Origin of the sequence: Luteimonas sp. MC1782 (assembly GCF_014164605.1) — a bacterium.
In the GTDB taxonomy this organism is placed as follows: Bacteria; Pseudomonadota; Gammaproteobacteria; order Xanthomonadales; family Xanthomonadaceae; genus Luteimonas.
In genome coordinates, this window is sequence record NZ_JACJFT010000001.1 from 802,457 (window position 1) to 825,817 (window position 23,361).

Here is a 23,361-nt window from a genome sequence, read left to right on the forward strand (position 1 = left end):
CCAGGCTGCGCGCCGGGTTCATGGCCGCGCACGCACGGCTTGATAGACTGCCGCGATCCCACCGCAGGTCCCCCAGATGCCGAAGCACAAGCCGCTCGTCCTTGCCCTCGCCGCCAGCCTGCTGCTCGGCCTCGCCGCCCCCGACGCGGACGCGCAGCGCCGCCGCGCCGCGCCGAAGGCGCCGGCCGGCCCGACCGCCTGCGGCGATTTCTACGCCTTTGCCAACAAGGACTGGCTGGTTGCCAATCCGGTGCCCGCGACCGGCACGGTATCGGCGCTCGGAGAGCTGCAGGCGCGCGTGCTGGAGCAGCAGCGCGAACTGCTGTCGACGTCGATGAGCGCGCCACAGGGCAACGTGCAGAAGCTGCTCGGTGACTTCTGGGCCAGCGGCCTGGACGAGGCCGCGGTGGAGGCCGATGGTTCCAGGCCGATCGCGCCCCTGCTCGACCGCATCAATGGCATCAAGCGCGCCAAGGACGTGCCGCCGGCGATCGCCGCGCTGCACCAGGTCGGCATCCCGGTGGCGTTCAACTTCAGCGCCGACCTCGACCTGGCCGACCTCGAGCGCCACGTCGGCTATTTCGCCCAGGGCGGCACCGGCCTGCCGGACCCCGCGTACTACACCCGCGAGGACGCCGACGCGCGCGCCCTGCTCGGCCGCTACAACAACTACGTGCAGAAGATCCTCGCCCTCACCGGCACCGCCGAGAAGGACCTGGCGGGCGAAGCGCAGCAGGTGATCGACCTGGAAACCCGCATCGCGCGCGCCTCGCGTCCCATCCCGACACTGCGCGATCCGCGCCAGAACCACGCGCTGGTCGCCACCGACACGCTCGGCAAGACATACAAGCGCCTGCAGCTCGACGCCTTCCTCGCCGCGCAGGGCGTCACCGACGACAGCGTGTCGATCGCCAACCCCGCGCTGTTCACCGCGCTTGACGACATGGTCGGCAGCCTGAAGCCGGCGCAGTGGAAGACCTACCTGCGCTTCCAGGTCGGCAACGCGATGGCGCCTTACCTGTCGAAAGGGTTCCGCGACGCCGAATTCGACTTCCGTGGCCGCGTGCTGCGTAGCGAGACCGCTCAGCCCAGCCGCGAACTGCTGACGCTGCAGGCGATCAACCACGCCGCGGGGCAGATGGTGGCGCGCGAGTACGTCGGCCGCTACCTGCCCGACGCGAGCCGCAGCCGCGCCGAGGCGATCGCCGGCGAAGTCCGCGATGCGCTGGTGCGCGGGCTGGCCCGCAACACCTGGATGGACGAGGCCACCCGCGCCGAAGCCGGCAAGAAGCTCGCGGCGCTGAAGATCGAAGTCGGCGCACCGCGGCGCGACGTCGACTACACCGTGCAGCCGATGGGCCGCGGCAGCTTCGGCGGCAACATGCTGATCGCATCCACCTGGCACCACCGCGAAGAGATGAAGCGCATCGGGCGCGGCAACGCCGAGCGCCGCTGGAACGTGCAGCCGCACCAGCCCGCGCTGGCCTACGACGCCGCCCACAACCGCCTGGTCATTTCCGCCGCCGTGCTGCAGCCGCCAGTGCTGGACATGTCGCGTGACGGTGCCGCGCATTACGGAAGCCTCGGCGCGCTCATCGCGCACGAACTCAGCCACGCGATCGACGGCAAGGGTCGCATGCTCGATGCCTCGGGCACCGTGCGCGACTGGTGGACGCCGGGCACCGCCGGTGCGTGGAGTGACCGCCTGAACCGTCTGTCGGCGCAGTACGGTGGCTACGACATTCCCAACCTCGAAGGCCGCAAGGTCAATGCCACGCTGACGCGCGACGAGAACGCGGCCGACCTGGCCGCGGTGGAGCTGGCCTGGGACGCGCTGCAGCAGGCACAGCCCGCGCTGGAGAAAGACGGCAGGCAGGCGTTCTACACCGCCTGGGCGGAACTCTGGCGCCAGCAGCCCTCGGCCGCCTTCGCCGAACAGCAGGCGACCAGCGCTTCGCATGCGCCGGGCAAGTGGCGCGCCAACGGTCCGCTCAGCAACCAGCCTGCCTTCAGCGAGGTGTTCGCCTGCAAGGCGACGGACGCCATGCGTCGCAAGGACGACGACCAGGTCTCGCTCTGGCGCTGACCGCGCCAGCCACGCGACGGGCGATCAGAACCGTCGCGTGGGCGCGCGCCGCTTGAACGGCGGCTGGCCGCGCCAGTTGCGGATCAGCAGCCAGCCGAACAGCATGCCGCCGAGGTGCGCGAAATGCGCGACACCCGACTGCGTGCCGGTGATGCCCATCAGCAGTTCGATCGCGCCGTAGACCAGCACCAGCGTGCGCGCCTTCATCGGGATCGGCGGGATGAGCAGCATCACCCGCTGGTTCGGGAACAGCATGCCGTAGGCCAGCAGCAACCCGAACACGCCGCCGGACGCGCCGACCGTGGGGAATGCCCCACTGCCCTGCGACACCGCCCAGCTCCCCACCCCGAGCTGGCACAGCCCGGCACCCGCCACGCACACCAGGAAATAGGTCAGGAAGCGCTTCTGGCCCCAGGTGTATTCGAGCTGTGCGCCGAACATCACCAGCGCCAGCATGTTGAACAGCAGGTGCGCGAGGTTGCCATGCAGGAAGCCGTAGGTGAGCAGCTGCCACGGCTGGAACGCCTGGGCACCGGCCATCAGGTCGAAGGCATTGGTGCCCAGCGGCCACAGCATCAACGGCGCGAATGCCACGTTGCCGAGCACCGACTGCAGCAGGAACACGCCGGCATTGACGATCAACAGCCCCTTGGTGACGGGCGGCAGGTTGTTCAGCATTCCCGATCCTTGGACGGACAGCCTCCATGATAACGGCTGCGCACCCGCGATCCGGTCGACGCGCTCACGCCGGGCCCCAGATGTCGGCATCGAGCGAGCCTGCGCCACGCGGCATGCGCACCCTGCCTTCCACCACCGCCACGCCTTCAGCGCGCAGGCGCCTGGACTGCTCGAGCCATCCGGCGGAGTCGCGCGGGAACGCGATGCGCCCGTCGCTGCGCAGCACGCGGTGCCAGGGCAGGCGCGGGTCGTCGTTGCCGGCCAGCACGCGCGCCGCCAGGCGCGCACGCCCCGGCAGGCCGGCGCGGCGCGCCACTTCGCCGTACGCCGCCACTTCGCCCGCGGGGATCGCGCGCACGGCGGCAAGGATCAGTTCGGCGGGGGTCGGCGCGTCCATTGCGCTAGCATAGCCAGCACGTCCATCCCCGGTCCCCGCCATGCAGAACTTCGAACAGGTCCGCCGCCACGTCGCCGGCAACGGGTTCAAGGTCACCATGCAGGAGCCGTACGTGCTCTGCGTGGAGCTGTCGCTCGACGCCGGCCGTCGCCACCAGGCGATCTTCCTTTCCGAACTGCACGACGATGACGGCCGCTGCTACCTGCGCGCCAGTACCGCCGTCGCGCCGATCACCGGCATCGATGCGCGCCGCGCGCTGTCGTTCAACTGGGGCACGCGCGTCGGCTACCTGGCGATCGGCGAACTCGACGGCGTGCCCTACCTGCAGCTGTGCGAGAACCGCCCCTACGAGAGCCTGGATGCGGCCGAGCTCGGCCGCCTGGTGCTGGAGATCGGCGGCATGGGCGACCGCCTCGAGCGCGCGCTCGGCGCCGACGGCGACCTGCTCTGACAGACCGCGGGCCGCCTGCGGGACCGTCGGTCAGGCCGCCAGCTTGAACAGCAGGTAGGCGATGCCACCCGACATCGGGATGGTCAGGATCCACGCCCACAGCATCTTGTGCACCACCGACCACTTGATGGCGTTGAGCCGCTTGGCGGTACCCACGCCCATGATCGCCGACGAGATGTTGTGCGTGGTCGACACCGGGATGCCCAGCGACGACGCCGCCAGGATCACCGAGGCCGCGCTGGTCTCGGCCGCGAAGCCGTGGATCGGGTGCAGCTTCACCAGCTTGTGGCCCAGCGTCTTGATGATCCGCCAGCCGCCGGCGGCGGTGCCCGCGGCCATCACCAGCGCGCAGCTGACCTTGATCCAGGTGTCGATGTCACCCTCGGCCAGCGCCGCGTCCGACGGATGCAGGAAGGCCAACCATGGGGGCAGCGCATCCAGGGTGCCGGCCGACTGCGCACTGACCAGCGCCAGGGCGATGATGCCCATGGTTTTCTGCGCATCGTTCATGCCGTGGGCGAAGCCCATGCCGGCGGCGCTGACGATCTGCGCCTTGCCGAAGAAGCCGTTGACCCAGCGCGGCCGGGCGATGCGCGCCAGCCAGCCGCCACTGCGCGCCATCATGGATATGGTGAAGAACAGCACCCCCATCAACAGGAAGCCCGCCGCGAACCCGAGTACCGGCGAACTCACCATCGGCACGATCACCTTCCACAACACGCCGGCACTCTGGTAGAGCGGCTCCGCGGGTTCGGACCAGATGATGCTCCCGAAATTGTTCGACGCCGCCGCCAGCGCGGCGCCCATCAGGCCGCCGATCAGCGCGTGCGACGACGATGACGGCAGGCCCCACCACCAGGTGATCAGGTTCCAGACGATGCCACCAAGCAGCGCGCACAGGATCAGCAGCGAACCGACGTCGACCACGCCGGCGTCGATCAGCCCCGAGGAGATGGTCTTGGCGACGGCGGTGCCGGCGAGCGCGCCGATCAGGTTCATGCCCGCGGCCATGCCCACCGCCTGCATCGGCGACAGCACCTTGGTGGCGACGACGGTGGCGATCGAGTTGGCGGTGTCGTGGAAGCCGTTGATGTACTCGAAGGCGAGCGCCACCACGACCACGGTCATCACGAGGGCGAGCATGGCGCGGCCTCAGCTGTTCTTCAGCACGATGCCGAACGCGACCACGCCGGCCTCGCGGCAGCGGTCGATGGCTTTCTCCAGGATCTCGAAGAACTCCTTGAGCAGGAACATCTGCCGCGCATCGAGCTTGCCGGAGTAGATGTCGCGGTACAGCTCCAGCATCAGCCGGTCGGCCTCGTTCTCGAGCGCGCGCAGCTCGTCGTTGAGCGCCTTCATCGGCTCCAGCTTGAGGTGGCGCAGCTGCCGGACCATCTTCAGCACCACGCCGGCGGCCTGCTCGAGCATCGCCGCGCGCGGCGCGAAGTCGATGTGCTCCAGGTGCTGGGTGGCCATCGAGTAGCGGTCGGCGAACTTCTCGATCTGCTTGGGGATCTTGTACAGCGCGGATCCCAGCGCCTCGATGTCCTCGCGCTCGATCGGCGTGATGAAGCTGTCCACCAGCGCCTGGCTGATCTTCTCCGAGGCCGCGCGCTCGCGCAGGCGCGCCAGCTTGAAGGCGTCGAGCGCCGGCTGGCGGTCGGCTTCCTTCAGCATCTGGTGCAGCGCGCGGGCCGCGTCCAGGGCGGCCTGTGCCGCCTCCTCGAGCAGCGTGTAGAACTGGTTGCCTTGGCCGAACATGGTCTGCAGGGAAAACATGGCGCGCTGCCTCGTCGCAGTCGAATGGGGTGCACCCGGCGTCGCGGGCGGCGAATTATGACGGTTTAAAGACCGTTGTGCCCCTGTATCCACGGTTCCGGCCGCTGTCGCGGCGCCTGCTATGATCGCCCCGCGCACCGCGCGCCCCTCCCCCGGAACCCGATGGAAAGCGAATCCAGACCGCCGCAGCACCGCCAGGCCCGCGCGCCTGCCGTGCTGCAGACACGCCCCGCGGCACCGCGCCGCGCCGCTTGCCGACGACAGGATCCGCCGCCGTGCTCGAACTGCTGATCGTGATGGCGCTGATCGCGCTGAACGGTTTCTTCGCCCTGTCCGAGATGGCGCTGGTCACCGCCCGCACGTCGCGCCTGCGCCAGCTCTCCGAGACCAGCCGCGGCGCGCGCGCGGCGCTCAAGCTGGCCGAGCACCCCGACAACCTGCTGTCCACCGTGCAGATCGGCATCACCCTGATCGGCGTGCTCACCGGCGTGTTCGGCGGCGAGGCGATCGGGCAGATGATCGCCAGCTGGCTGGCCGACGTGTTCCCGACCGCCATCGAGTACGCGCGCCCGATCGGCATCGGCACCGCGGTCGGGCTGATCACCGCCGGGTCGGTGATCTTCGGCGAACTGATCCCCAAGCGCCTGGCGCTGACCAACCCCGAGGGCATCTCGGCCGCGGTGGCGATCCCGCTGCAGGCACTGGCCACCGGTGCCAAGCCGGTGGTGGCGACGCTGGGCGCGATCAACCGCCTGGTGCTGCGGCTGCTCGGCATCCGCGACGACAACCGCAACGCGGTCTCCGAAGAGGAGATCCGCATGCTGGTGAGCGAGGGCCACGAGCAGGGCGTGATCGACGCCGACGAACGCAACATGATGAACCGCGTGCTCAGGCTGGGCGACCGTTTCGCCGAGAGCCTGATGACGCCGCGCACGCGCATCGCCTGGCTCGACGCCGCCAAGAGCTTCGAGGACAACCTGGCGATCATGCGCGCCACCCCGTTCTCGCGTTACCCGGTGTATCGCCGCGACGACAGCGACGTGGTCGGCGTGCTGGAGGTGAAGTCGCTGATCGACCGCATCGACACGGGTGAGTTCGACCTGTTCAAGGACATGCGCGAGCCGCTGTTCGTGTCCGAGTCCACGCCGGCGCTGAAGCTGGTGGAGATCCTGCGCGAAGGCCAGCAGTCGCTGGCCCTGGTAGTGGACGAATACGGCGACGTCACCGGCATCATCAGCGTCAACGACGTGCTCGAGGCCGTCATCGGCCGCACCTCCAGCGGTGAAGGCGCCGACTCGCATCCGCTGGTGGTGCAGCGCGACGATGGCTCGTGGCTGGTCGATGGCGCGCTCGGCGCCGACTCGCTGCGCGAGCTGCTGGGTGGCGGACCGCTGCCCAACGAGGACGAACACGACTACAACACCGCCGCCGGCATGACCATCGCCCACTTCGGCCGCATCCCCAACGCCGGCGAGCACTTCGAATGGGGCGTGTGGCGCCTCGAAGTGGTCGATCTGGACGGTCCACGCGTGGACAAGCTGCTGCTGCAGCGCACCGACGCCACCGCCCCGGTCGGCGATGGCTGACCACGACGGCGCAACAGGCGGGCCGCGCGCGAAGCGGCCGCAGGCCAGCGTGCGCACCATCCTGGCCTCGTTGGTGGACGGGCCGGTCGACGAACTGCTGCCGCTGCGCACCCTGCTCGACGGCCTGGGCCGCAGCATGTTCGGCATGTTGCTGTTCATCGCCACCCTGCCGGCGTTCCTGCCGGTGCCCGGCGTGGCCGGCGCGCTCAGCGGGCCGCTGGTCAGCCTGGTGGGCCTGCAGCTGGTGCTCGGCCTGCGCCGCCCGTGGCTGCCGGGCTTCGTCGCCACGCGCGGCCCCAGGCGCGGCACGCTGGCGCGGTTCGAGCACCGGATCTCGCCGTGGCTGCTGCGCCTGGAACACCTGGTGCGGCCGCGCCTGGCGGCGCTCATCGACCACCGCGCGGCCACCATGTTCACCGGCGTGCTGCTTGTGCTGCTCGGCCTGCTGCTGGCGTTGCCGATCCCGTTCACCAACTACGTGTTCGGGGTCCTGCTGCTGGCGTATGCACTGGCACTGCTCGAGCGCGATGGCGCGCTGCTGCTGCTGTCGTGGGGCGCCGGGATCGCGGCCATCGTGATCTTCGGCGTGACCGGTGGCACCCTCGCCGCGGTGGCCACGGAGTGGCTCGACCGCCTGTTCTGACGCTGTCAGGCCAGCAGGCGGCGGAAGTCGTGCACGGTCATCGGATAGCCCAGCCAGTAGCCCTGCGCGAGGTCGCAGCCGCGCTCGCGCAACACGTTGAACTGGCCTTCCTTCTCCACGCCTTCGGCGACCACGGTGATGCCCAGCGAATGCGCCATGGCGATGATCGCGGTGGTCAGCGCCAGGTCGTCGGGGTCGCGCAGCACGTCGGCGATGAAGCTGCGGTCGATCTTCACGCCGTCCACCGGCACCCGCCGCAGGTGGCTGAGGCCCGAGAAGCCGGTGCCGAAATCATCCAGCCAGACCTTCACCCCGGCCGTCCGCAAACGTGACAGCAGGCTGCTGACCCGCAACTCGTCGCCGATCACCGCGGTCTCGGTGAGTTCGACGTGCAGGCAGCCGGCCGGCAGGCCGGTTTCCTCCAGCACCCGCTCGACCTGCGCCGCCAGGTCGCCGGTGCGCAGCTGCCGCGCCGACACGTTGACCGAGACGAACAGCTCTTGACCCGGGAAGTCGCGGCGCCAGCGCATCGCATCCTGCGACGCCGCGCGCAACACCTGCGGGCCGATGACCTCGATCAGGCCGCTCTGCTCGGCGACATCGATGAACACCGACGGCGCCACCATGCCGTGCTCCGGGTGGTTCCAGCGCAGCAGCGCCTCGGCGCCGACCAGGCGGGTGTCCTCGAGCCGGAACACGGGCTGGTAGACAATGCTCAGCTCGCCGCGCTCCCACGCCCCGCGCAGGTCCTGCTCCATGCGCACGCGGCGCTCGACCGCCTGGTCCATCGCGCGGCTGTAGAAGCGGTAGCAGTTCTTGCCCGCCACCTTGGCCTGGTACATCGCGATGTCGCCGTTTTTCATCAGCATGCTGGCGCCGACGGCATCGTCCGGGAACAGGGTGATGCCGATCGAGGTCCCGAGGAACACCTGCCGGCCGCGCACCAGGATCGGGCGGCTCAGCTCCGCCACCAGTGTCTCCGCCAGCCGGCTGGCCACGCCGCGGATGCCGCCCTCGGCCAGCGCCTCGGATTCGATCAGCACCACGAACTCGTCGCCGCCGAACCGCGCGAGGTGCGCGCCTGCGCCGCCGTGGCGCTCCACCGCCTCCTGGATGCGGGTCGAGAACTGCACCAGCACCTCGTCGCCGGCGTCGTGGCCGAGGGTGTCGTTGATGCGCTTGAAGTCGTCGATGTCGGCGAACAGCAGCGCCAGCTGGTGGCCGGCGCCGTGCAGCTCCATCAGGCGGCGGTCGAGCACCTCGCGGAACGCCAGCCGGTTCGAAAGGCCGGTCAACGCATCGGTGTAGGCCATGCGCCGCATGTCGCGGTCGTGGCGCACGATGCTGTCGCCCATGCGGCCGAACGCGCGCATCAGGTCGCCGAGCTCGTCGCGCCGTCCGTCGCTGGGGACAGCGGCCGCAAAATTGCCGGCCTCGATCTCGCGCGCGGCGTCGGCGAGCTGGCGGATCGGGCGCACCAGCGTGCGCTGCACGAGGAAGCTGACCGCCGCGCCAAACACCACGAGCGCCGCCATCAACGCCGCGATCCAGCCGGCATGGCGGCGCCCGATCTCGGTCAGCCGCGCGCTCATGCCCTGCACGGCGCGCGCCTCGTCGTCCGCGACCGACGCCACCGAGTAGCCGATGCGCAGGCCGCCGAGGCGCTGGTCGCCCATCCGCACCGGCGTGGACACGTCGAGGATGCGGTCGCTGGACTGCACGTGCGGGCCGGTGCCGGCGATGGCCTCGTACGCCAGCGCGTCGTCCATCACCTGGCCGAAGGTCGCGATGTCGCCGGACCCGTCATGGATCACCGCGCCGCTGGTGTCGTAGACCACCGCGTAGGCGACGTCGGGCTGCTTCATCACCGCGCGCAGCAGCGCGCCGATCTGGTCCAGGTCGAAGTAGTACAGCGGGTTGACCAGGCTCGCCGCGAGCTGCACCGCCGCCGCCTCGCCGCGTTCGGCCAGCCGGTCGAAGACCAGCGCGTGCATCGACTCCTTGCTGAGCGCCAGCACTTCCCGGCGCATCACGTCCTGGCGATGCAGGACCAGCGTCACCACCGCCAGCACCACCAGCAGCGCCAGCACCACCGCAGCCAGGAACCGCGCATGCAGGCCGTCGCGCAGCCTCATTCGATCTTCGCCCCGACACGCGCCACGCCGGCGCGCAGCACGTCGAGTGAGCGCGCGGTCGCCGCGTCCATGGGCAGGAAGCGCGTGGTGTTGAAGAAGCGCAACAGCGCCTCGCTGGCATCCGGGTCGTTGGCGGCGGCGGCCAGCACCTCGCGCAGGCGCGCCTTGACCGCGGGTTCCAGGTCGCCGCGGACCATCTCCAGCGCGCGCGGGAAGTCGGGGGTGACGTGGAACGCCACCAGGTCGCTGCGGTAGCTCGCGGGCATGCGCTGCGGACTTTCCCAGTCGAGGTTGCTGAGCGCACCCGCATCGACCAGCCGCTTGTGCACCCAGGTGGCGATGTTGAGCTCCGAACGCGCGAACAGGTAGCCCACCGAGCCTGCCACCGGGCGGTCGCCGGGCGACAGCAGGATCTCCATCGGCAGGCCACGGCTGATGATCTCCATCGCCGGCAGGTAGTAGGCGCTGGTGGAATTGAGGTTCTGGAAGGCGATGCTGCGCCCGCGCAGGTCGTCGAGGCTGTCGATGCCGCTGTCGCGGCGCGCGAAGAACACCGTGCGGTAGGTACTCACGCCACTGCGCTCGGTGAGCAGCAGCGGTTCGGCGCCGGCACGCGTCTGCAGCTGCAGGGCGCTCGCGGTGGTCTCCGTGACCCAGTCCACGCGGCCGCGGCGCAGGTAGCTCTCCATCTGCTTCAGGTCGCGCGCCATCAGGATCCGGCCCTCGCGGATGCCGACATCCGCCATCCGCGGGACCACGTAATCAAGCAGCGGCTTGAGCTGGTCGTAGTGCGCGGCGGGGTCGTCGCTGATGCGCCCCAGCACCAGCACGCCGGCATCGTTGGCCGACGCCGCGGGCAGGAACGCGAGAAGGCACAGGACCATCGCGGCTGGCAGGTGGCGCAGGCGGCGGAACATCGCGGTCAAATGAGGCTCGCGTCACAGTGTCGGTGCAGCGTGGCAGCCTAGCGGAAAACACCCGCACTGGCACCTGCCACTCACGGCCCCGGGGGCGGCGCGGACGCCAGGCGCGCCATGCGCTGGGCGTCGGCGAGCACGCCGCGCAGCAGGCGTACCTCGCGCGCGTCGAGGCCACAGCGCAGGAAGATCCGCCGCAGCTTGCGCATCGCCGACTCCGGTGCCCTGCCCTTGTGGAAATCGATCGCATCGAGGGTCTCGCCGAACTGCGCGAAGAAGCCCTCCAGCTCGGCGTGGCTGGCCGGCGCGTCGCGCGGTTCCCCGGACGGCGCGACCGGCGTGGCCCGCGGGTCGCTTGCCAGTGCGGCCATCCGCAGTTCGTAGGACAGCACCTGCACCGCGGCCGCCAGGTTCAGCGAGCTGTAGTCGGGATTGGCGGGGATATGCACCGCCGCATGGCACAGCTGCAGCTCGTCGTTGTCGAGGCCGGTGCGTTCGCGGCCGAACACCAGCGCCACCTGCGCACCCGCGGCCGCGGCGTCGTGCAGGCGCGCGGCGGCGGCGCGCGGCGCAAGTTCCTCGAGGGCGATGCGCCGGCTGCGCGCGGTGCAGCCCAGCACCAGCGCGCAGTCGGCGACCGCCTCGGCGAGGCTGCCGACGATGCGCGCCGCATCCAGCACGTCGTCGGCACCGGCCGCCATCGCGATGGCATCGCCATGCGGGTAGCGCTCGGGCGCAACCAGCACCAGGCGCTCCAGTCCCATGGTCTTGATGGCCCGGGCGGCGGCACCGATGTTGCCCGGATGCTGGGTCCCGACGAGGACGATGCGGATTTCGCCGACTGGCTGCGCGATGTTCATGGGTGCGGATGGTAAACTGCGCGACGGCCTCGAGCCGCCCGTTCTTTTCCCCTGCCGTCCATCCCAAGCGCCCGGAGCCTGCCCGCGATGCTACAACCTGCTGTCAACATCATGGTCAAGGCGGCCCGCTCCGGCGGCAACGTCCTGTTGCGCAACATGAACAAGCTCGACGCACTCAACGTGGTCGAGAAGGAACGGATGGACTACGCCAGCGAGGTCGACGGACTGGCCGAAGCCGCGGTGATCAAGGAACTGCGTCGCGCCTATCCGGAGTACGCCGTGCTCGGCGAGGAAGGCGGGGCCCTCAAGGGCAGCCGCGGGCCAAGCCGCTACACCTGGGTCATCGATCCGCTGGACGGTACCAGCAACTACCTGCGCGGCTTTCCGCACTGGTGCGTCTCGATCGCGCTGTGCGAGGGTCCCGAGCCGCTGCATGCGGTGATCTTCGACCCGCTGCGCAACGAGCTCTTCACCGCCAGCCGCGGCAGCGGCGCGCAGCTCAATGGCCACCGCATCCGCATCGGCGAGCGCAAGGACCTGGCCGGCGCCACCATCACCACCGGCTTCGCGCCGCGCGAACGCGCGCGCGTGGCCGCGCAGTTCGACTGCGTGCGCCAGGTGCTGGCGACGGCCGAGGACATCCGCCGCACGGGCTCCGCCGCGCTCGACCTGGCCTACGTGGCCGCCGGGCGCACCGACGGCTACTTCGAGGCCGGCGTGCAGGTGTGGGACGTCGCCGCCGGCATCCTGCTGGTGCGCGAAGCCGGCGGCCGCGTCAGCGACTTCCGCGGCGCGGCACTGGGGCCGATGCACATCGCCATGCAGAGCCGCCAGGTCCTGGCCGGCAACCTCAAGCTGGCCGACGCCCTGCAGAAGACCATCGAAGCCTCCGGCTACGCGGCCGCGTTCTGAACCTTGGGGGCCGGTGGCGGATGGATGAAGCCTTTGTCTCGCGAAGCTCGCTGAGGACGCGAAGAAAAGCAGGTCTTTCGGAGAGCGATGGCTGACAAAAAAACCCCGCACGATGCGGGGTTTTTCGTACGTGCACCCAGCCCCGCGCTCCGGGGCACGGAGACGCGGGCGATCAGGGCCGGCGGGCGAGTTCCTCGTCGTCACGGGCCTTCGGCAGCAGGTCCTGCTTGGTGACCTTCAGGAAGCCCATGGTCAGCAGCGGGCAGGCCGCGAAGATCGACGACAGCGTGCCGAATACGATGCCGATCATCATCGCCGACGACATGCCCTGCAGCGACCCGCCGCCGTACAGGTACAGCGCGAACACCGTGAGGAACGCCGCCACCGAAGTGATGATGGTGCGCGACAGGGTCTGGTTGATCGACGCGTTCAGCACCTCGTGCGGCGGCGCGCGCATGCTGCGGAAGTTCTCGCGCACGCGGTCGAACACCACGATGGTGTCGTTGATCGAGAAGCCCATCACCGACAGCAGGCCGGCCAGCACCGTGAGGTCGAACTCGCGCCCGGTGACCGCAAAGAAGCCTGCGACGATCAGCACGTCGTTCAAGGTGGTGACGATGGCCGCGACCGCGAACTTCCACTCGAACCGGAAGCCGATGTAGATCAGGAACCCGACCACCACGAACAGCAGCGCGTACAGCCCGTTCCAGGCCAGCTCGCGGCCGACCTGCGGCCCGACGAACGCGTTGCCCTGGATGGTCGCCTCATTGCCGTCGGCGGAGGCCGCCGCGCGGACTTCCTCGGCGGTGCGCGCATTGGCGTCGGCGCTGGTCTCGCCGTCACGCGGCTGCAGGCGCACCAGCAGGTCGCTGCCGCTGCCGTAGGTCTGCACCTGCGCGCTGCCGTAGCCTGCCGCCTCCAGGCGTTCGCGAACGCCGTCGACGTCGGCCGCCTGCTCGAAGCGCAGCTCCACCACGGTGCCGCCGGTGAAATCCAGCGCGTAGTTGAAGCCGATGCCGGCGATCGCCGCGATCGAGCCGATGGTGAGCGCCAGCGACAGCAGCACCGACACCCAGCGCAGGCGCATGAAGTCGATGTTCGGGGTGGCCGGGATCAGCCGCAACGGGAAAATGGTCATGGTCGTGTTCCCGTCAGATGGGCAGGGTGGTGAGTTTCTTGCGCCCGCCGTACACCAGCGTGGCGATGCCGCGCGACACCGTCACCGCGGTGAACACCGAGGTCAGGATGCCGATCACCATCGTCACCGCGAAGCCCTTCAGCGGCCCGGTGCCGAACGCGAACAGCGCGATGCCGGCCAGCAGTGCGGTCATGTTGGAGTCGAAGATGGTGCCCGAGGCCTTGTCGTAGCCGTTGGCGATCGCCGCCCGTGCCGGCATGCCCGCGCGCAACTCCTCGCGTATGCGTTCGTTGATGAGCACGTTCGCGTCCACCGACATGCCAATGGACAGCGCCAGGCCGGCGAAGCCCGGCAACGACATGGTGGCACCGAACAGGCTCATGATCGCGACCACCATCAGCAGGTTGAGCAGCAGCGCGATGCAGGTGAACAGGCCGAACATGCGGTAGTAGATGCCGAAGAACAGCAGGGTGAACACGAAGGCGTAGAGCACCGCCGTGGTGCCGCGCGCGACGTTTTCCTTGCCGAGGCTCGGGCCGACGATGCGCTCTTCGATGAAGTCCATCGGCGCCGCCAGCGAACCCGAGCGCAGCAGGCGCGCCAGGCCGTCGGCCTCGGCCTTCTCCAGGCCCGTGGTCTGGAACTGCTTGCCGAACACGCCGTTGATGTTCGCGACCGAGATCACCTCTTCGCTGACGCGGAAGCTGCGCACTTCCTCGCCGGCGGCATTGGTCGTCAGCTGCGGGATGCGCTCGATGTACACCACCGCCATGGGCTTGCCGACGCTCATCGAGGTGAAGTCGAACATGCGCTGGCCGCCGAGGTTGTTGAGCGTCACGCTTACCGCCGGCATGCCGTTCTCGTCGAGTGTCGACTGCGCGGTCACCATCTGCTCGCCGGAGGCGATCACGCGCTTGTTGAGCAGCACCGGGATCGGGCGGCCGTCGACGCCGACTTCGCGGCGGTAGTACACGCGCGCCTCGGGCGGCACGTTGCCGCTGGCCACCGCGTCGAAGGGATCGCCGTCCACCACCGCGCGGTATTCCAGCGTGGCGGTCGCGCCGATCATGCGCTTGGCCTCGGCCGTGTCCTGCACGCCGGGCAGCTGCACCACCACGCGGTCGGCGCCCTGGCGGGTGATCACCGGGTCGCCCACGCCGATCTCGTCGATGCGGTTGCGCAGCGTGGTGATGTTCTGGTCGATCGCGTCGGTGGAGATCTGGTTGAGTTCGACGTCCGGGACGCGGGTGGTGATGCGCTTGCCGACCGCCTCGCGCAGCAGCGTCGGCTGCGCGGTGGCCAGCAGGCGCATGGCGCGGTCGGCGTCGGCGGCATCGGCCAGGTTGGCGACGGTCACGCCGCCGGCGGTGCGCTCCACCGACTCGTAGCGGATGCGGTTGTCGCGCAGCACCGCGCGGATCTCGTCGGCGTAGGCATCAAGGCGCTTGTCCAGCGCCGCCTTCTGGTCGACCTGCAGCACGAAATGCACGCCGCCCTGCAGGTCCAGGCCCAGCAGCATGGGCCGCGCGCCGACGGCTTCCAGCCACGCCGGCACGGTGGACGCGAGGTTGAGCGCGACGATGTAGTCCTCGCCCAGCACCGGGCGCAGCGCGTCGGCGACCAGCGTCTGGTCGGACAGGCTGGCCAGCCGCACCATCATTTCCTTGTCGTCGGTATCGACCGCCTTGGCGGTGACGCCCGCTTCGGCCAGCGCGGCGTCCACCTTGCCGCGCAGCTCGGCGCCGATGGTGGCGCCGCGGTTGGCGGTGATCTGCACGGAGGGATCCTGCGGATAGATGTTGGGCAGCGCGTACAGCGCACTCAACAGCACCACGATGAGGATGACGACGTACTTCCAGCGGGGAAATTCAAGCATGGCTTCGTCTTGCGGGAGGTCTTCCCGCGGACGGGAGCGACATGGTCGGGGCCCGGCGGCGGAACCGCTCGCCGGGCTCGGGAGAGCGTGTGGCGGCGGTCAGGCCGCCTTGAGCGTGCCCTTGGGCAGGACGTTGCCGACCGAACCCTTCTGCACGCGGATCTCGACGCCGTTGGCGATCTCGACGGTCAGGAAGCTGTCGCCGATGTTGCGCACCACGCCGGCGATGCCGCCGCTGGTGATCACTTCGTCGCCGACCGCGAGCTTTTCCAGCATGCCGCGATGCTCCTTGGCGCGCTTCATCTGCGGGCGGATCATCAGGAAATACATGATCAGCAGCAGGATCACCGGGAACGCGAGGGTGGTGAGCATGCTCGGCGCCGCGGCCGGGGCGGCGGCCTGGGCATAGGCGGGGGCGATCAGCAGGTCGAGCGGGTTGGGCAGGCTCATGGGTTCATCCATCAAGGCGGAAATCAGCGGGGAAGTATGCCATGCGGCCGGCGGCGGGCGCTTTCAACGCCTGATGCAGGCCGCGCGGTCAGCCTGGCCGGGTGGCCGCGGCCGCGCGCACGGCATGGAAAGACTCGCGGAAGGCCTGGAAGGTTCCCGCCTCGATCGCCTGGCGCATCCCCGCCATCAGCGACTGGTAGTACCAGAGGTTGTGCAGGGTGCCGAGGATCGGGCCGAGCATCTCGTTGCAGCGGTCCAGGTGGCGCAGGTAGGCGCGGCTATAGCCGCCGGCACACGCCGGGCAGCCGCAACCGGCCTCGATCGGCCCGTTGTCGCGGTCGTAGCGGGCGTTGCGGATGCGCACGGTTCCGGTGGAGGTGAAGTAGTGGCCGTTGCGCGCGTTGCGGGTCGGCATGACGCAATCGAACATGTCCACGCCGCGCGCCACCGACTCCACCAGGTCCTCGGGCCTGCCCACGCCCATCAGGTAGCGCGGGCGGTCTTCCGGCAGCTGCGGGCAGGTGTGTTCGAGCATGGCGTTGCGCTCGGCCTCGGTCTCGCCCACCGCCAGGCCGCCGATCGCGTAGCCGTCGAAGCCGATCGCCTTGAGGCCTGCCGCCGAGCGCGTGCGCAGGTCGTGGTGCACCCCGCCCTGCACGATGCCGAACAGCGCCGCGTCGTTGCCCTCGTGGGCCCGCCGGGAGCGTTCGGCCCAGCGCAGCGACAGCTCCATCGAACGCTCCACAACGCGCGCGTCGACGGGCGCGCCGTCCACCTGCACCGGCGGGCACTCGTCGAAGATCATCACGATGTCCGAGCCGAGGACCTTCTGGATGTGCATCGACTCCTCGGGCCCCAGGAAGACCTTGGAGCCGTCGGTGGGCGCCGAGAAGGTCACGCCGGCCTCGGTGATCTTGCGCCGGTGCGCCAGCGAGAACACCTGGAAGCCGCCGGAGTCGGTGAGGATCGGCCCGTCCCAGCGCATGAAGCCGTGCAGCCCGCCGTGCGCTTCGATCACCTCCAGGCCCGGCCGCAGGTACAGGTGAAAGGTGTTGCCCAGGATGATCTGCGCGCCCAGCGCCTTGACCTGTTCCGGCAGCAGGCCCTTGACCGTGCCGTAGGTGCCGACCGGCATGAACGCCGGCGTTTCGATCACCCCGCGCGGAAACGTGAGCCGGCCGCGGCGGGCGCCGCCGTCGCGGGCGGACAACTGGAACTGCATGCGGGACATGGACGGTGCTGCCGGGGCGTGGACAAGGCCGGCCATTGTCGCGGATCGGGCGCGGCCACGGAAACCGCGCTCAGCGCGGGAAGCGCACCAGCCCGTCCTCGTCCAGGCGCAGGCGGATCGCGCCGCCCGGCACGTGGCCGGCCTCGAGGTCGATCTCCACCACGCAGCCACCAGGCAGGCGCACGCTGCCGGCGTGCCCGGGGCCGCGGAATGCAGACGCCAGCAGCTCGCCGTGGATCGTGCCCTCCGCGTGCGGGTACAGCGCCTCGGGACGCAGCAGCACGTCATCGTCGCCCGCCAGGCCCAGGGACGCCGCCGGCACCAGCGCGCCGCGCCCGATGAAGCCGGCCACGAAGCGGTCCGCCGGCTGCCGGTACAGCGCCTCGGCGCCGTCCCACTGCAGGATCCGGCCGCGGTCCATCACCCCGATGCGGTCGGCCATGGCGAACGCCTCCGCCTGGTCGTGGGTGACCATCAGCACCGTGGTACCGGCCGCCTTGAGCAGCGCGCGCAGCTCCAGTGCCAGGTGTTCGCGGGTATCGGTGTCGAGGTTGGAGAACGGCTCGTCGAGCAGCAGCAGCGCCGGGCCCGGCGCCAGCGCGCGCGCGAGTGCCACGCGCTGCTGCTGGCCGCCGGAGAGCTCGTGCGGATAGGCCCCGGCCGAGGTCGACAGGCCAACCAGTGCCAGCAGTTCCGCCACCCGCGCGGCGCGCGGCGCACGCGCCAGCCGCTGCAGTCCGAACGCGACATTGGCCGCCACGTCGAGGTGCGGGAACAGCGCGTAGTCCTGGAACATCATCCCCACCAGGCGCTGCTCCGGAGGCAGCGACAGCCCGGGCCTCGACACGCAGCCGCCATCCAGGGTGATGGATCCCTTGCGCACCGGTTCGAAGCCGGCGACCGCGCGCAGCACGGTGGTCTTGCCGCAGCCCGAAGCACCGAGCAGGCAGCCGATGGTGCCGGCCTCGAGCTGCAGCGAAAGCCGGTCGACCACCACCTTCGGCCCGCCGGGTGCGGGATAGGAGACATCGATCGCGTCCAGCTGCAGCAGCGCCGCGCTCACGACGCGCGCTCCTGGCCGAAACGCAGCCCGGTGCGTGCCAGCAGCACCACCGGCAACAGTCCCACCAGCACGATCAGCAATGCCGCCACCGCTCCCTCCTCGTAGGTGCCACGCGATGCCTCGGCATACAGCCAGGTCGCCAGTGTCTCGAAATCCAGCGGCCGCAGCAGCAGCGTCGCCGACAGTTCCTTCATCGCGTCCACGAACACCAGCAGCGCGGCCGCGGCCAGCGACGGGCGCAGCAGTGGCAGGTGCACGCGGCGCAGGGTCGCGCCGGCACGGTGGCCGAGGCTGGCCGCAGCCTGGTCGAGCGACGGCGGGATACGCGCCAGGCCGGATTCGATGCCGCCGGCCGCGATCGCCAGGAAGCGCAGCAGGTACACCAGCACCAGCGCCGCCATCGAGCCCATCAGCAGCATCCGCGGTTCCATGCCGAGCGCGCGCAGCGCCAGGTTGGCACCATCGTCGAACCACGCCAGCGGCATCAGCAGGCCGATCGCCAGCACCGTGCCGGGCACGGCGTAGCCGAGGCTTGCCGCCCGCAGCCTCAGCGCGGCGGATGCCTCGCGGCGACGGCCCTGCGCAAGCCGCAGCGCCCACGCCATCACCAGGCCGGCGAACACCGTGGCCAGGGTCGCGGCCACCGCCACCAGCACCGTGTTGCGCGTGCTCGCCAGCAACTGCGGCGACACCCCGCCGTTGCCCATCCGCGCCAATGTCTCCACCACCAGGTAGGCGGCCGGCAGCACGAAGCCCACCACCACCGGCAGCAGCGCGAGCGAGAAGGCCAGCACCGCACGGCCACCACGCAGCCGCAGCGGCTGCATCGGCCGCGGCCGCTGTCCGGAGGCGTAGCGCTGGCGGCGGCGTGCGTGGCGCTCCAGCGCCAGCAGCGCCACCACCACCACCAGCATCGACAGCGCGATCTGCGCGGCACCGGGCAGGTCGCTACGGGTGATCCAGGTCGTGTACACCGCCACGGTAAGCGTCTGCACGCCGAGGAATTCGGAGGCGCCGATGTCGTTGAGCGCCTCCATCAGCGCCAGTGCCGTGCCCACCGCGATCGCGGGCCGGGCCAGCGGCAGCGCCACGCGCCGGAACACCGCCGCCGGCGAGGCGCCCAGCGTGCGCGCGGCCTCGATCAGCCCGGCCGCCTGGGTCATGAACATCGCGCGCGTGGTCAGGTACACGTAGGGATACAGCACGAAGCCGAGCAGCACGATGCAACCGGCCAGCGAGCGGATGTCGGGCAGGCGGAAGTCGCGCGGGCTGTCGTAGCCCAGCAGCGCGCGCACCACGCCCTGCACCGGGCCCAGCGGATGCAGCAGGTCCAGGTAGGCGAACGCCACTATGTACGTCGGCACCGCCAGCGGCAGCAGCAATGCCCACGCCAGCGTGCGCCGGCCCGGGAAGTCATAGGCGGTGACCAGCCAGGCCGCGCCGGTGCCGATCGCCACCACCAGCACGCCCACGCCGCCCAGCAGCAGCAAGGTGTTGCGCGCGGCGGTCGGCAAGACGTGCACCGCGACATGCGACCACATGCCGGCGCTGCCCTGCAGCGCGGTCCAGGCCAGCGACAGCAGCGGCAGCAGCACCACCGCGGCGATGCCTGCCGCGGCCAGCTGCCATGGGTCGAGGCGGCGCAGCGCCGCCGCGGCACCGCGGTTTGCGTGAAGCGTCATGCGCTGGGCGTCGGCCGGACCGGCACGCGGGACCGGCACCGGTTCAGTTGTCGAAGCCCACCTTGTCGACCAGTTCGCTGGCTTGGCGGCGATGGCGCACCACCTCGGTCAGCGGCAACGGGTCGACGCGCAGCTCGCCGAAGCTCGCCACCACCGGATCCAGTTCCACGCCGGCCTTCACCGGATACTCGTAGTTGGCACGCGCGTACAGGCTCTGCGCCTCGTCGGAGACCAGGTATTCCAGCAACCGCACCGCGTTGTCACGGTTCGGCGCATGTCGCGCAATTGCCGCGCCGCTGATGTTGACGTGCGTGCCGCCGCCGTCGGCGAACACCGGGCGGATGACCTTGATGGCCTCGCCCCACTGGTGCTGCTCGGAACCCGGCTCGGCGTTCTTCATGCGGCCGACATAGTAGGCGTTGGCCAGGCCGATGTCGCAGATGCCGGCGAGGATGTCGCGGGCGACATCGCGGTCGCCGCCGGCCGCCTTGCGCGCCAGGTTGGCCTTGACGCCACGCAGCCAGGTCTCGGTGGCCTCCTCGCCGTTGTGCGCGATCATCGCCGCGAACAGGCTGGTGTTGTACGGGTGCTGGCCGGAGCGGATGCACACCCTGCCCTTCCACTTGGGGTCGGCGAGGTCCTCGTAGGCGAACGACTCCAGCGCCAGGTCGCGGTGCGCGTACAGCACGCGGTCGCGCAGCGAAAGCGCGAACCAGTGGCCGTCGGCACCGCGCAGGTGCGCCGGGATTGCGGATTCGAGCACGTCCGAGTCCACTGCCTGGGTGTGGCCGGCCTCGACCACGTCAAGCAGGTTGCCGGTGTCGACGGTCATCAGCACGTCGGCCGCCGAGCGCTCGCCTTCGGCCTTCAGGCGCTCCATCAACCCGTCCTTGAGCAGCACCGTGCTGACCGTGATGCCGGTATCGCGGGTGAACGCGTCCAGCAGCGGCTGGATCAGGCCGGGCTCGCGGGTGGTGTAGAGGTTGACCGCGCCAGCCGCTGCGTCTGCCTGCGGCGTCGCGGCACCGGCTTCCTGCGCGGGCGCCGCCTGCTTGCCGCAGGCGGCCAGGAGCAGCGCGGCGCAGGCTGCGGCGAGCAGGCTCGAAGTACGGGGGAATCGGGACGGCATGTGCACGGAGACTCCTGGCGATGATTGGCGGGCGCGGCGACAACGGTCGGCACGTCGGTAATGAGAATCACTATTGTCTCACCCGCGGCCCGCAGCGACCAGCCGCACCGTGCACGGGCCCCGCTGCGTCCTGCCGCTGCGGCCGGCCACTGCGGCGAAAGCGCCTACAATCGCCTGCTTTGCGCGGACCCATCCCATGGCCCCCAATGCCACCGTCTACAAGGTCGAGCTGCAGGTCAGCGACATGGACCGGCACTACTACGCCCTGCACAACCTCACCCTGGCGCAGCACCCGTCGGAGACCCCGGGCCGGCTGATGGTGCGGCTGCTGGCGTTCGCGCTGTTCGCCGACGAGCGCCTCGAGTTCGGCCGCGGGCTGAGCAACGAGGAGGAACCGGACCTCTGGCGCCGTGACTACACCGGCGACATCGAGCAGTGGATCGACCTCGGGCAGCCGGATGAAAGCCGCATCCGCAAGGCCGCCGGCCGTGCCAGGCAGGTCGTGGTGGTGACCTACAGCGGCGGCGGCGCCGCGATCTGGTGGACCAAGAACAGCGCGGCACTGGCGCGCGTCAGGAACCTGGTGGTGGTCGACATCGGCGCCGACACCGTGGCCGCGATGGAAAGCCTGCTCGAACGCGGCATGCGCCTGACCGCGATGATCCAGGACGGCGAGCTGCAGCTGATGAGCGATGCCGCCAACGTCGTGTTCACCCCGCGCTGGCTGCAGGGCGGCCCTCAGCTGCCGGGGTAAAGCAGCATCGCATCGCCGTAGGAGAAGAAGCGGTAGCGCTCGCGCACCGCGTGCGCGTACGCCGCGAACACACGGCCCTTGCCCGCGAACGCCGACACCAGCATCAGCAGGGTCGACTCGGGCAGGTGGAAGTTGGTCAGCAGCACGTCCGCCGAGGTGATGCGGTAGCCGGGGAAGATGAAGATGCTGGTCTCGCCGGCGAATGGCCGCAACACGCCGTCGACCGTGGCCGACTCCATCGCCCGCACCACCGTGGTGCCCACCGCCACCACGCGTCCGCCGGCCGCGCGCGTCGCGTGCACCTGCTCCACCAGTTCCGCGCCGACGTTGATCCACTCGCTGTGCATGTGGTGGTCGCGCACATCGTCCACGCGCATCGGCTGGAACGTGCCGGCGCCGACATGCAGCGTGACGTGGCCAAAACCGACGCCGCGCGCGCGCAGCGACGCGAGCAGCGCCGCGTCGAAATGCAGGCCGGCGGTGGGCGCGGCCACCGCGCCGGACTCGCGCGCGAACACCGTCTGGTAGCGCTCGGCGTCATCGGCGCCGGCATCGCGCTGGATGTACGGCGGCAGCGGCAGGCGGCCGGCCTTCAGCAGCCACGACTCCAGCGCGCCGTCGACATGGAAGCGCAGGTGGTGGAAGGCGCCGTCGCGGGCCAGCACTTCGGCTTCGCCGCCGGCGTCGAACAGGATGCGGTTGCCCGGCTTCGGCGTCTTGCTGGCACCCACCTGCGCGCGGGCCTCGTTGCCGGGCAGCAGGCGCTCGATGAGGATTTCCACGCGTCCGCCGGTGCCGGCCTTGTGGCCGAACAGCCGCGCCGGGATCACCCGCGTGTCGTTGAACACCACGAGGTCGCCGCTGCGCAGGAACCCGGCGAGGTCACGCACCTGGCGGTCCTCGAACGCGGCATTTCCCGGCGGCACCACCAGCATGCGGCTGGCCGACCGCTCGGCCAGCGGCGCCTGGGCGATCAGCGCCTGCGGCAGGTCGAAATGGAAATCGGACTTTTTCAAAGCGGGGTTTCCGTCAGCGCTGGAACTTGGTGGACAGCACGAGCGACGAGGTGGTGCGTTCCACGCCGTCGAGCGCACCGATGTGGTCGGTCAACGCATCCATGTCGCCGATCGTCGGCACCACGGCCTGCGCCACCAGGTCCCAGGGCCCGCTGACCGACTGCAGGCTGCGCAGCTCCGGCATCTGCCGCAGCGCCTCGACCACGGCCGGCGCCTGCTTGGGGAACACGGTGACCATGATCAGCGCGCGGATGCGCTCGCGTTCGAAGTCATCCTTCACCCGCACCGTGTAGCCGGCAATCACGCCCATGCGCTCCAGGCGCTCGATCCGGCTCTGCACCGTGGTCCGCGACAGTTGCAGGCGCCGGGCGATCTCGGCGGTGGACGCGCGGGCATTCTCGCGCAGCAGCGACAGCAGGGCCTCATCGGAGCCTGTGAGCTTCATCTCGCACATTCCATACGTCGATTCGACGAAAGCTACCCGACTATTGCGCAATTCGCACCTACCAAGCGCCGAACCCATGGCGATAATAGAGGTCGAGGCGCCGGAGGGGTGCCACTCCAACCCGAGGATCAGC

At 70.2% G+C, this 23,361-nt stretch carries 22 protein-coding genes; 6 read left to right on the plus strand and 16 right to left on the minus strand.

Annotation, left to right across the window (positions count from 1 at the left end; genetic code table 11):
• Positions 1-76: 76 nt before the first annotated feature.
• Positions 77-2,086: a M13 family metallopeptidase gene (locus H5368_RS03785; protein WP_182821506.1), complete on the plus strand. Its 2,010-nt coding sequence runs from the start codon at positions 77-79 to the stop codon at positions 2,084-2,086.
• A gap of 24 nt (positions 2,087-2,110) precedes the next feature.
• Here the strand turns inward: H5368_RS03785 and H5368_RS03790 are convergent, their stop codons facing one another.
• Both H5368_RS03790 and H5368_RS03795 read right to left on the minus strand, forming a co-directional pair.
• Positions 2,111-2,764 (minus strand): rhomboid family intramembrane serine protease, encoded by a 654-nt coding sequence (locus tag H5368_RS03790; protein ID WP_182821508.1) that lies wholly within the window; start codon positions 2,762-2,764, stop codon positions 2,111-2,113.
• Between the two features lie 64 nt (positions 2,765-2,828).
• On the minus strand, positions 2,829-3,161 hold the full coding sequence (locus H5368_RS03795) for an MGMT family protein (protein WP_255486333.1): 333 nt from the start codon (positions 3,159-3,161) through the stop codon (positions 2,829-2,831).
• A 40-nt stretch (positions 3,162-3,201) separates the two neighbouring features.
• On the opposite strand from H5368_RS03795, the gene H5368_RS03800 reads away from it, so the two are divergent.
• Positions 3,202-3,612, plus strand: a complete 411-nt coding sequence (locus H5368_RS03800; protein ID WP_182821513.1) for a hypothetical protein — start codon at positions 3,202-3,204, stop codon at positions 3,610-3,612.
• Positions 3,613-3,642: 30 nt separating this feature from the next.
• On the opposite strand, the gene H5368_RS03805 is transcribed toward H5368_RS03800, so the two are convergent.
• Positions 3,643-4,755 carry an inorganic phosphate transporter gene (locus H5368_RS03805; RefSeq protein ID WP_182821515.1) on the minus strand — a complete coding sequence of 371 codons (1,113 nt, stop codon included), beginning with the start codon at positions 4,753-4,755 and terminating at the stop codon, positions 3,643-3,645.
• 9 nt (positions 4,756-4,764) lie between these two features.
• Entirely contained in the window at positions 4,765-5,391 is a 627-nt protein-coding gene (locus tag H5368_RS03810) for a DUF47 family protein (RefSeq protein WP_182821517.1), read from the minus strand.
• A 275-nt stretch (positions 5,392-5,666) separates the two neighbouring features.
• Between H5368_RS03810 and H5368_RS03815 the strand changes: the two genes are divergently transcribed.
• Both H5368_RS03815 and H5368_RS03820 read left to right on the plus strand, forming a co-directional pair.
• Positions 5,667-6,977 carry a hemolysin family protein gene (locus H5368_RS03815; protein WP_182821520.1) on the plus strand — a complete coding sequence of 437 codons (1,311 nt, stop codon included), beginning with the start codon at positions 5,667-5,669 and terminating at the stop codon, positions 6,975-6,977.
• A 49-nt stretch (positions 6,978-7,026) separates the two neighbouring features.
• Positions 7,027-7,620 (plus strand): exopolysaccharide biosynthesis protein, encoded by a 594-nt coding sequence (locus H5368_RS03820; protein WP_343203877.1) that lies wholly within the window; start codon positions 7,027-7,029, stop codon positions 7,618-7,620.
• Between the two features lie 5 nt (positions 7,621-7,625).
• Here the strand turns inward: H5368_RS03820 and H5368_RS03825 are convergent, their stop codons facing one another.
• From H5368_RS03825 to H5368_RS03835, 3 genes are all read right to left on the minus strand, one after another.
• Entirely contained in the window at positions 7,626-9,755 is a 2,130-nt protein-coding gene (locus H5368_RS03825) for a GGDEF domain-containing phosphodiesterase (protein WP_182821525.1), read from the minus strand.
• Positions 9,752-10,672: a phosphate/phosphite/phosphonate ABC transporter substrate-binding protein gene (locus tag H5368_RS03830; RefSeq protein WP_223878041.1), complete on the minus strand. Its 921-nt coding sequence runs from the start codon at positions 10,670-10,672 to the stop codon at positions 9,752-9,754. Before H5368_RS03830 ends, H5368_RS03825 begins: the two co-directional genes overlap by 4 nt.
• Positions 10,673-10,752: 80 nt before the next feature.
• Entirely contained in the window at positions 10,753-11,532 is a 780-nt protein-coding gene (locus H5368_RS03835) for an RNA methyltransferase (protein ID WP_182821528.1), read from the minus strand.
• An 87-nt stretch (positions 11,533-11,619) separates the two neighbouring features.
• Here H5368_RS03835 and H5368_RS03840 point away from each other — a divergent pair, with 87 nt between their 5' ends.
• Positions 11,620-12,444, plus strand: a complete 825-nt coding sequence (locus H5368_RS03840; RefSeq protein ID WP_182821530.1) for an inositol monophosphatase family protein — start codon at positions 11,620-11,622, stop codon at positions 12,442-12,444.
• Positions 12,445-12,616: 172 nt separating this feature from the next.
• Here H5368_RS03840 and secF read toward each other — a convergent pair whose 3' ends face one another.
• The 7 genes from secF to H5368_RS03875 all read right to left on the minus strand — a co-directional run bounded on the left by secF (position 12,617) and on the right by H5368_RS03875 (position 21,013).
• The gene (secF, locus tag H5368_RS03845) at positions 12,617-13,582 is read right to left on the minus strand and encodes a protein translocase subunit SecF (protein WP_182821532.1); all 966 of its coding nucleotides are present in this window, start codon (positions 13,580-13,582) and stop codon (positions 12,617-12,619) included.
• Between the two features lie 13 nt (positions 13,583-13,595).
• Positions 13,596-15,458, minus strand: coding sequence for a protein translocase subunit SecD (gene secD / locus H5368_RS03850; protein WP_182821534.1), 1,863 nt, complete (start codon positions 15,456-15,458; stop codon positions 13,596-13,598).
• A 99-nt stretch (positions 15,459-15,557) separates the two neighbouring features.
• Entirely contained in the window at positions 15,558-15,908 is a 351-nt protein-coding gene (yajC, locus tag H5368_RS03855) for a preprotein translocase subunit YajC (protein WP_182821537.1), read from the minus strand.
• Positions 15,909-15,996: 88 nt separating this feature from the next.
• Entirely contained in the window at positions 15,997-17,139 is a 1,143-nt protein-coding gene (gene tgt, locus H5368_RS03860; protein WP_182821538.1) for a tRNA guanosine(34) transglycosylase Tgt, read from the minus strand.
• A 70-nt stretch (positions 17,140-17,209) separates the two neighbouring features.
• A complete protein-coding gene (locus H5368_RS03865) occupies positions 17,210-18,202 on the minus strand; it encodes an ABC transporter ATP-binding protein (protein ID WP_182821541.1) in 993 nt (330 codons plus the stop codon).
• Positions 18,199-19,884 carry an iron ABC transporter permease gene (locus tag H5368_RS03870; protein WP_182821543.1) on the minus strand — a complete coding sequence of 562 codons (1,686 nt, stop codon included), beginning with the start codon at positions 19,882-19,884 and terminating at the stop codon, positions 18,199-18,201. Before H5368_RS03870 ends, H5368_RS03865 begins: the two co-directional genes overlap by 4 nt.
• Before the next feature lie 43 nt (positions 19,885-19,927).
• Positions 19,928-21,013 carry a Fe(3+) ABC transporter substrate-binding protein gene (locus H5368_RS03875; RefSeq protein ID WP_182821545.1) on the minus strand — a complete coding sequence of 362 codons (1,086 nt, stop codon included), beginning with the start codon at positions 21,011-21,013 and terminating at the stop codon, positions 19,928-19,930.
• Positions 21,014-21,209: 196 nt separating this feature from the next.
• Here H5368_RS03875 and H5368_RS03880 point away from each other — a divergent pair, with 196 nt between their 5' ends.
• On the plus strand, positions 21,210-21,767 hold the full coding sequence (locus tag H5368_RS03880; protein WP_182821547.1) for a YaeQ family protein: 558 nt from the start codon (positions 21,210-21,212) through the stop codon (positions 21,765-21,767).
• Here the strand turns inward: H5368_RS03880 and queA are convergent.
• Together queA and H5368_RS03890 are read right to left on the minus strand one after the other, a co-directional pair.
• Entirely contained in the window at positions 21,752-22,783 is a 1,032-nt protein-coding gene (gene queA, locus H5368_RS03885; RefSeq protein WP_182821548.1) for a tRNA preQ1(34) S-adenosylmethionine ribosyltransferase-isomerase QueA, read from the minus strand. The genes H5368_RS03880 and queA overlap by 16 nt on opposite strands.
• A 13-nt stretch (positions 22,784-22,796) precedes the next feature.
• On the minus strand, positions 22,797-23,228 hold the full coding sequence (locus H5368_RS03890) for an Lrp/AsnC family transcriptional regulator (protein WP_182821551.1): 432 nt from the start codon (positions 23,226-23,228) through the stop codon (positions 22,797-22,799).
• Between the last annotated feature and the right edge of the window lie 133 nt (positions 23,229-23,361).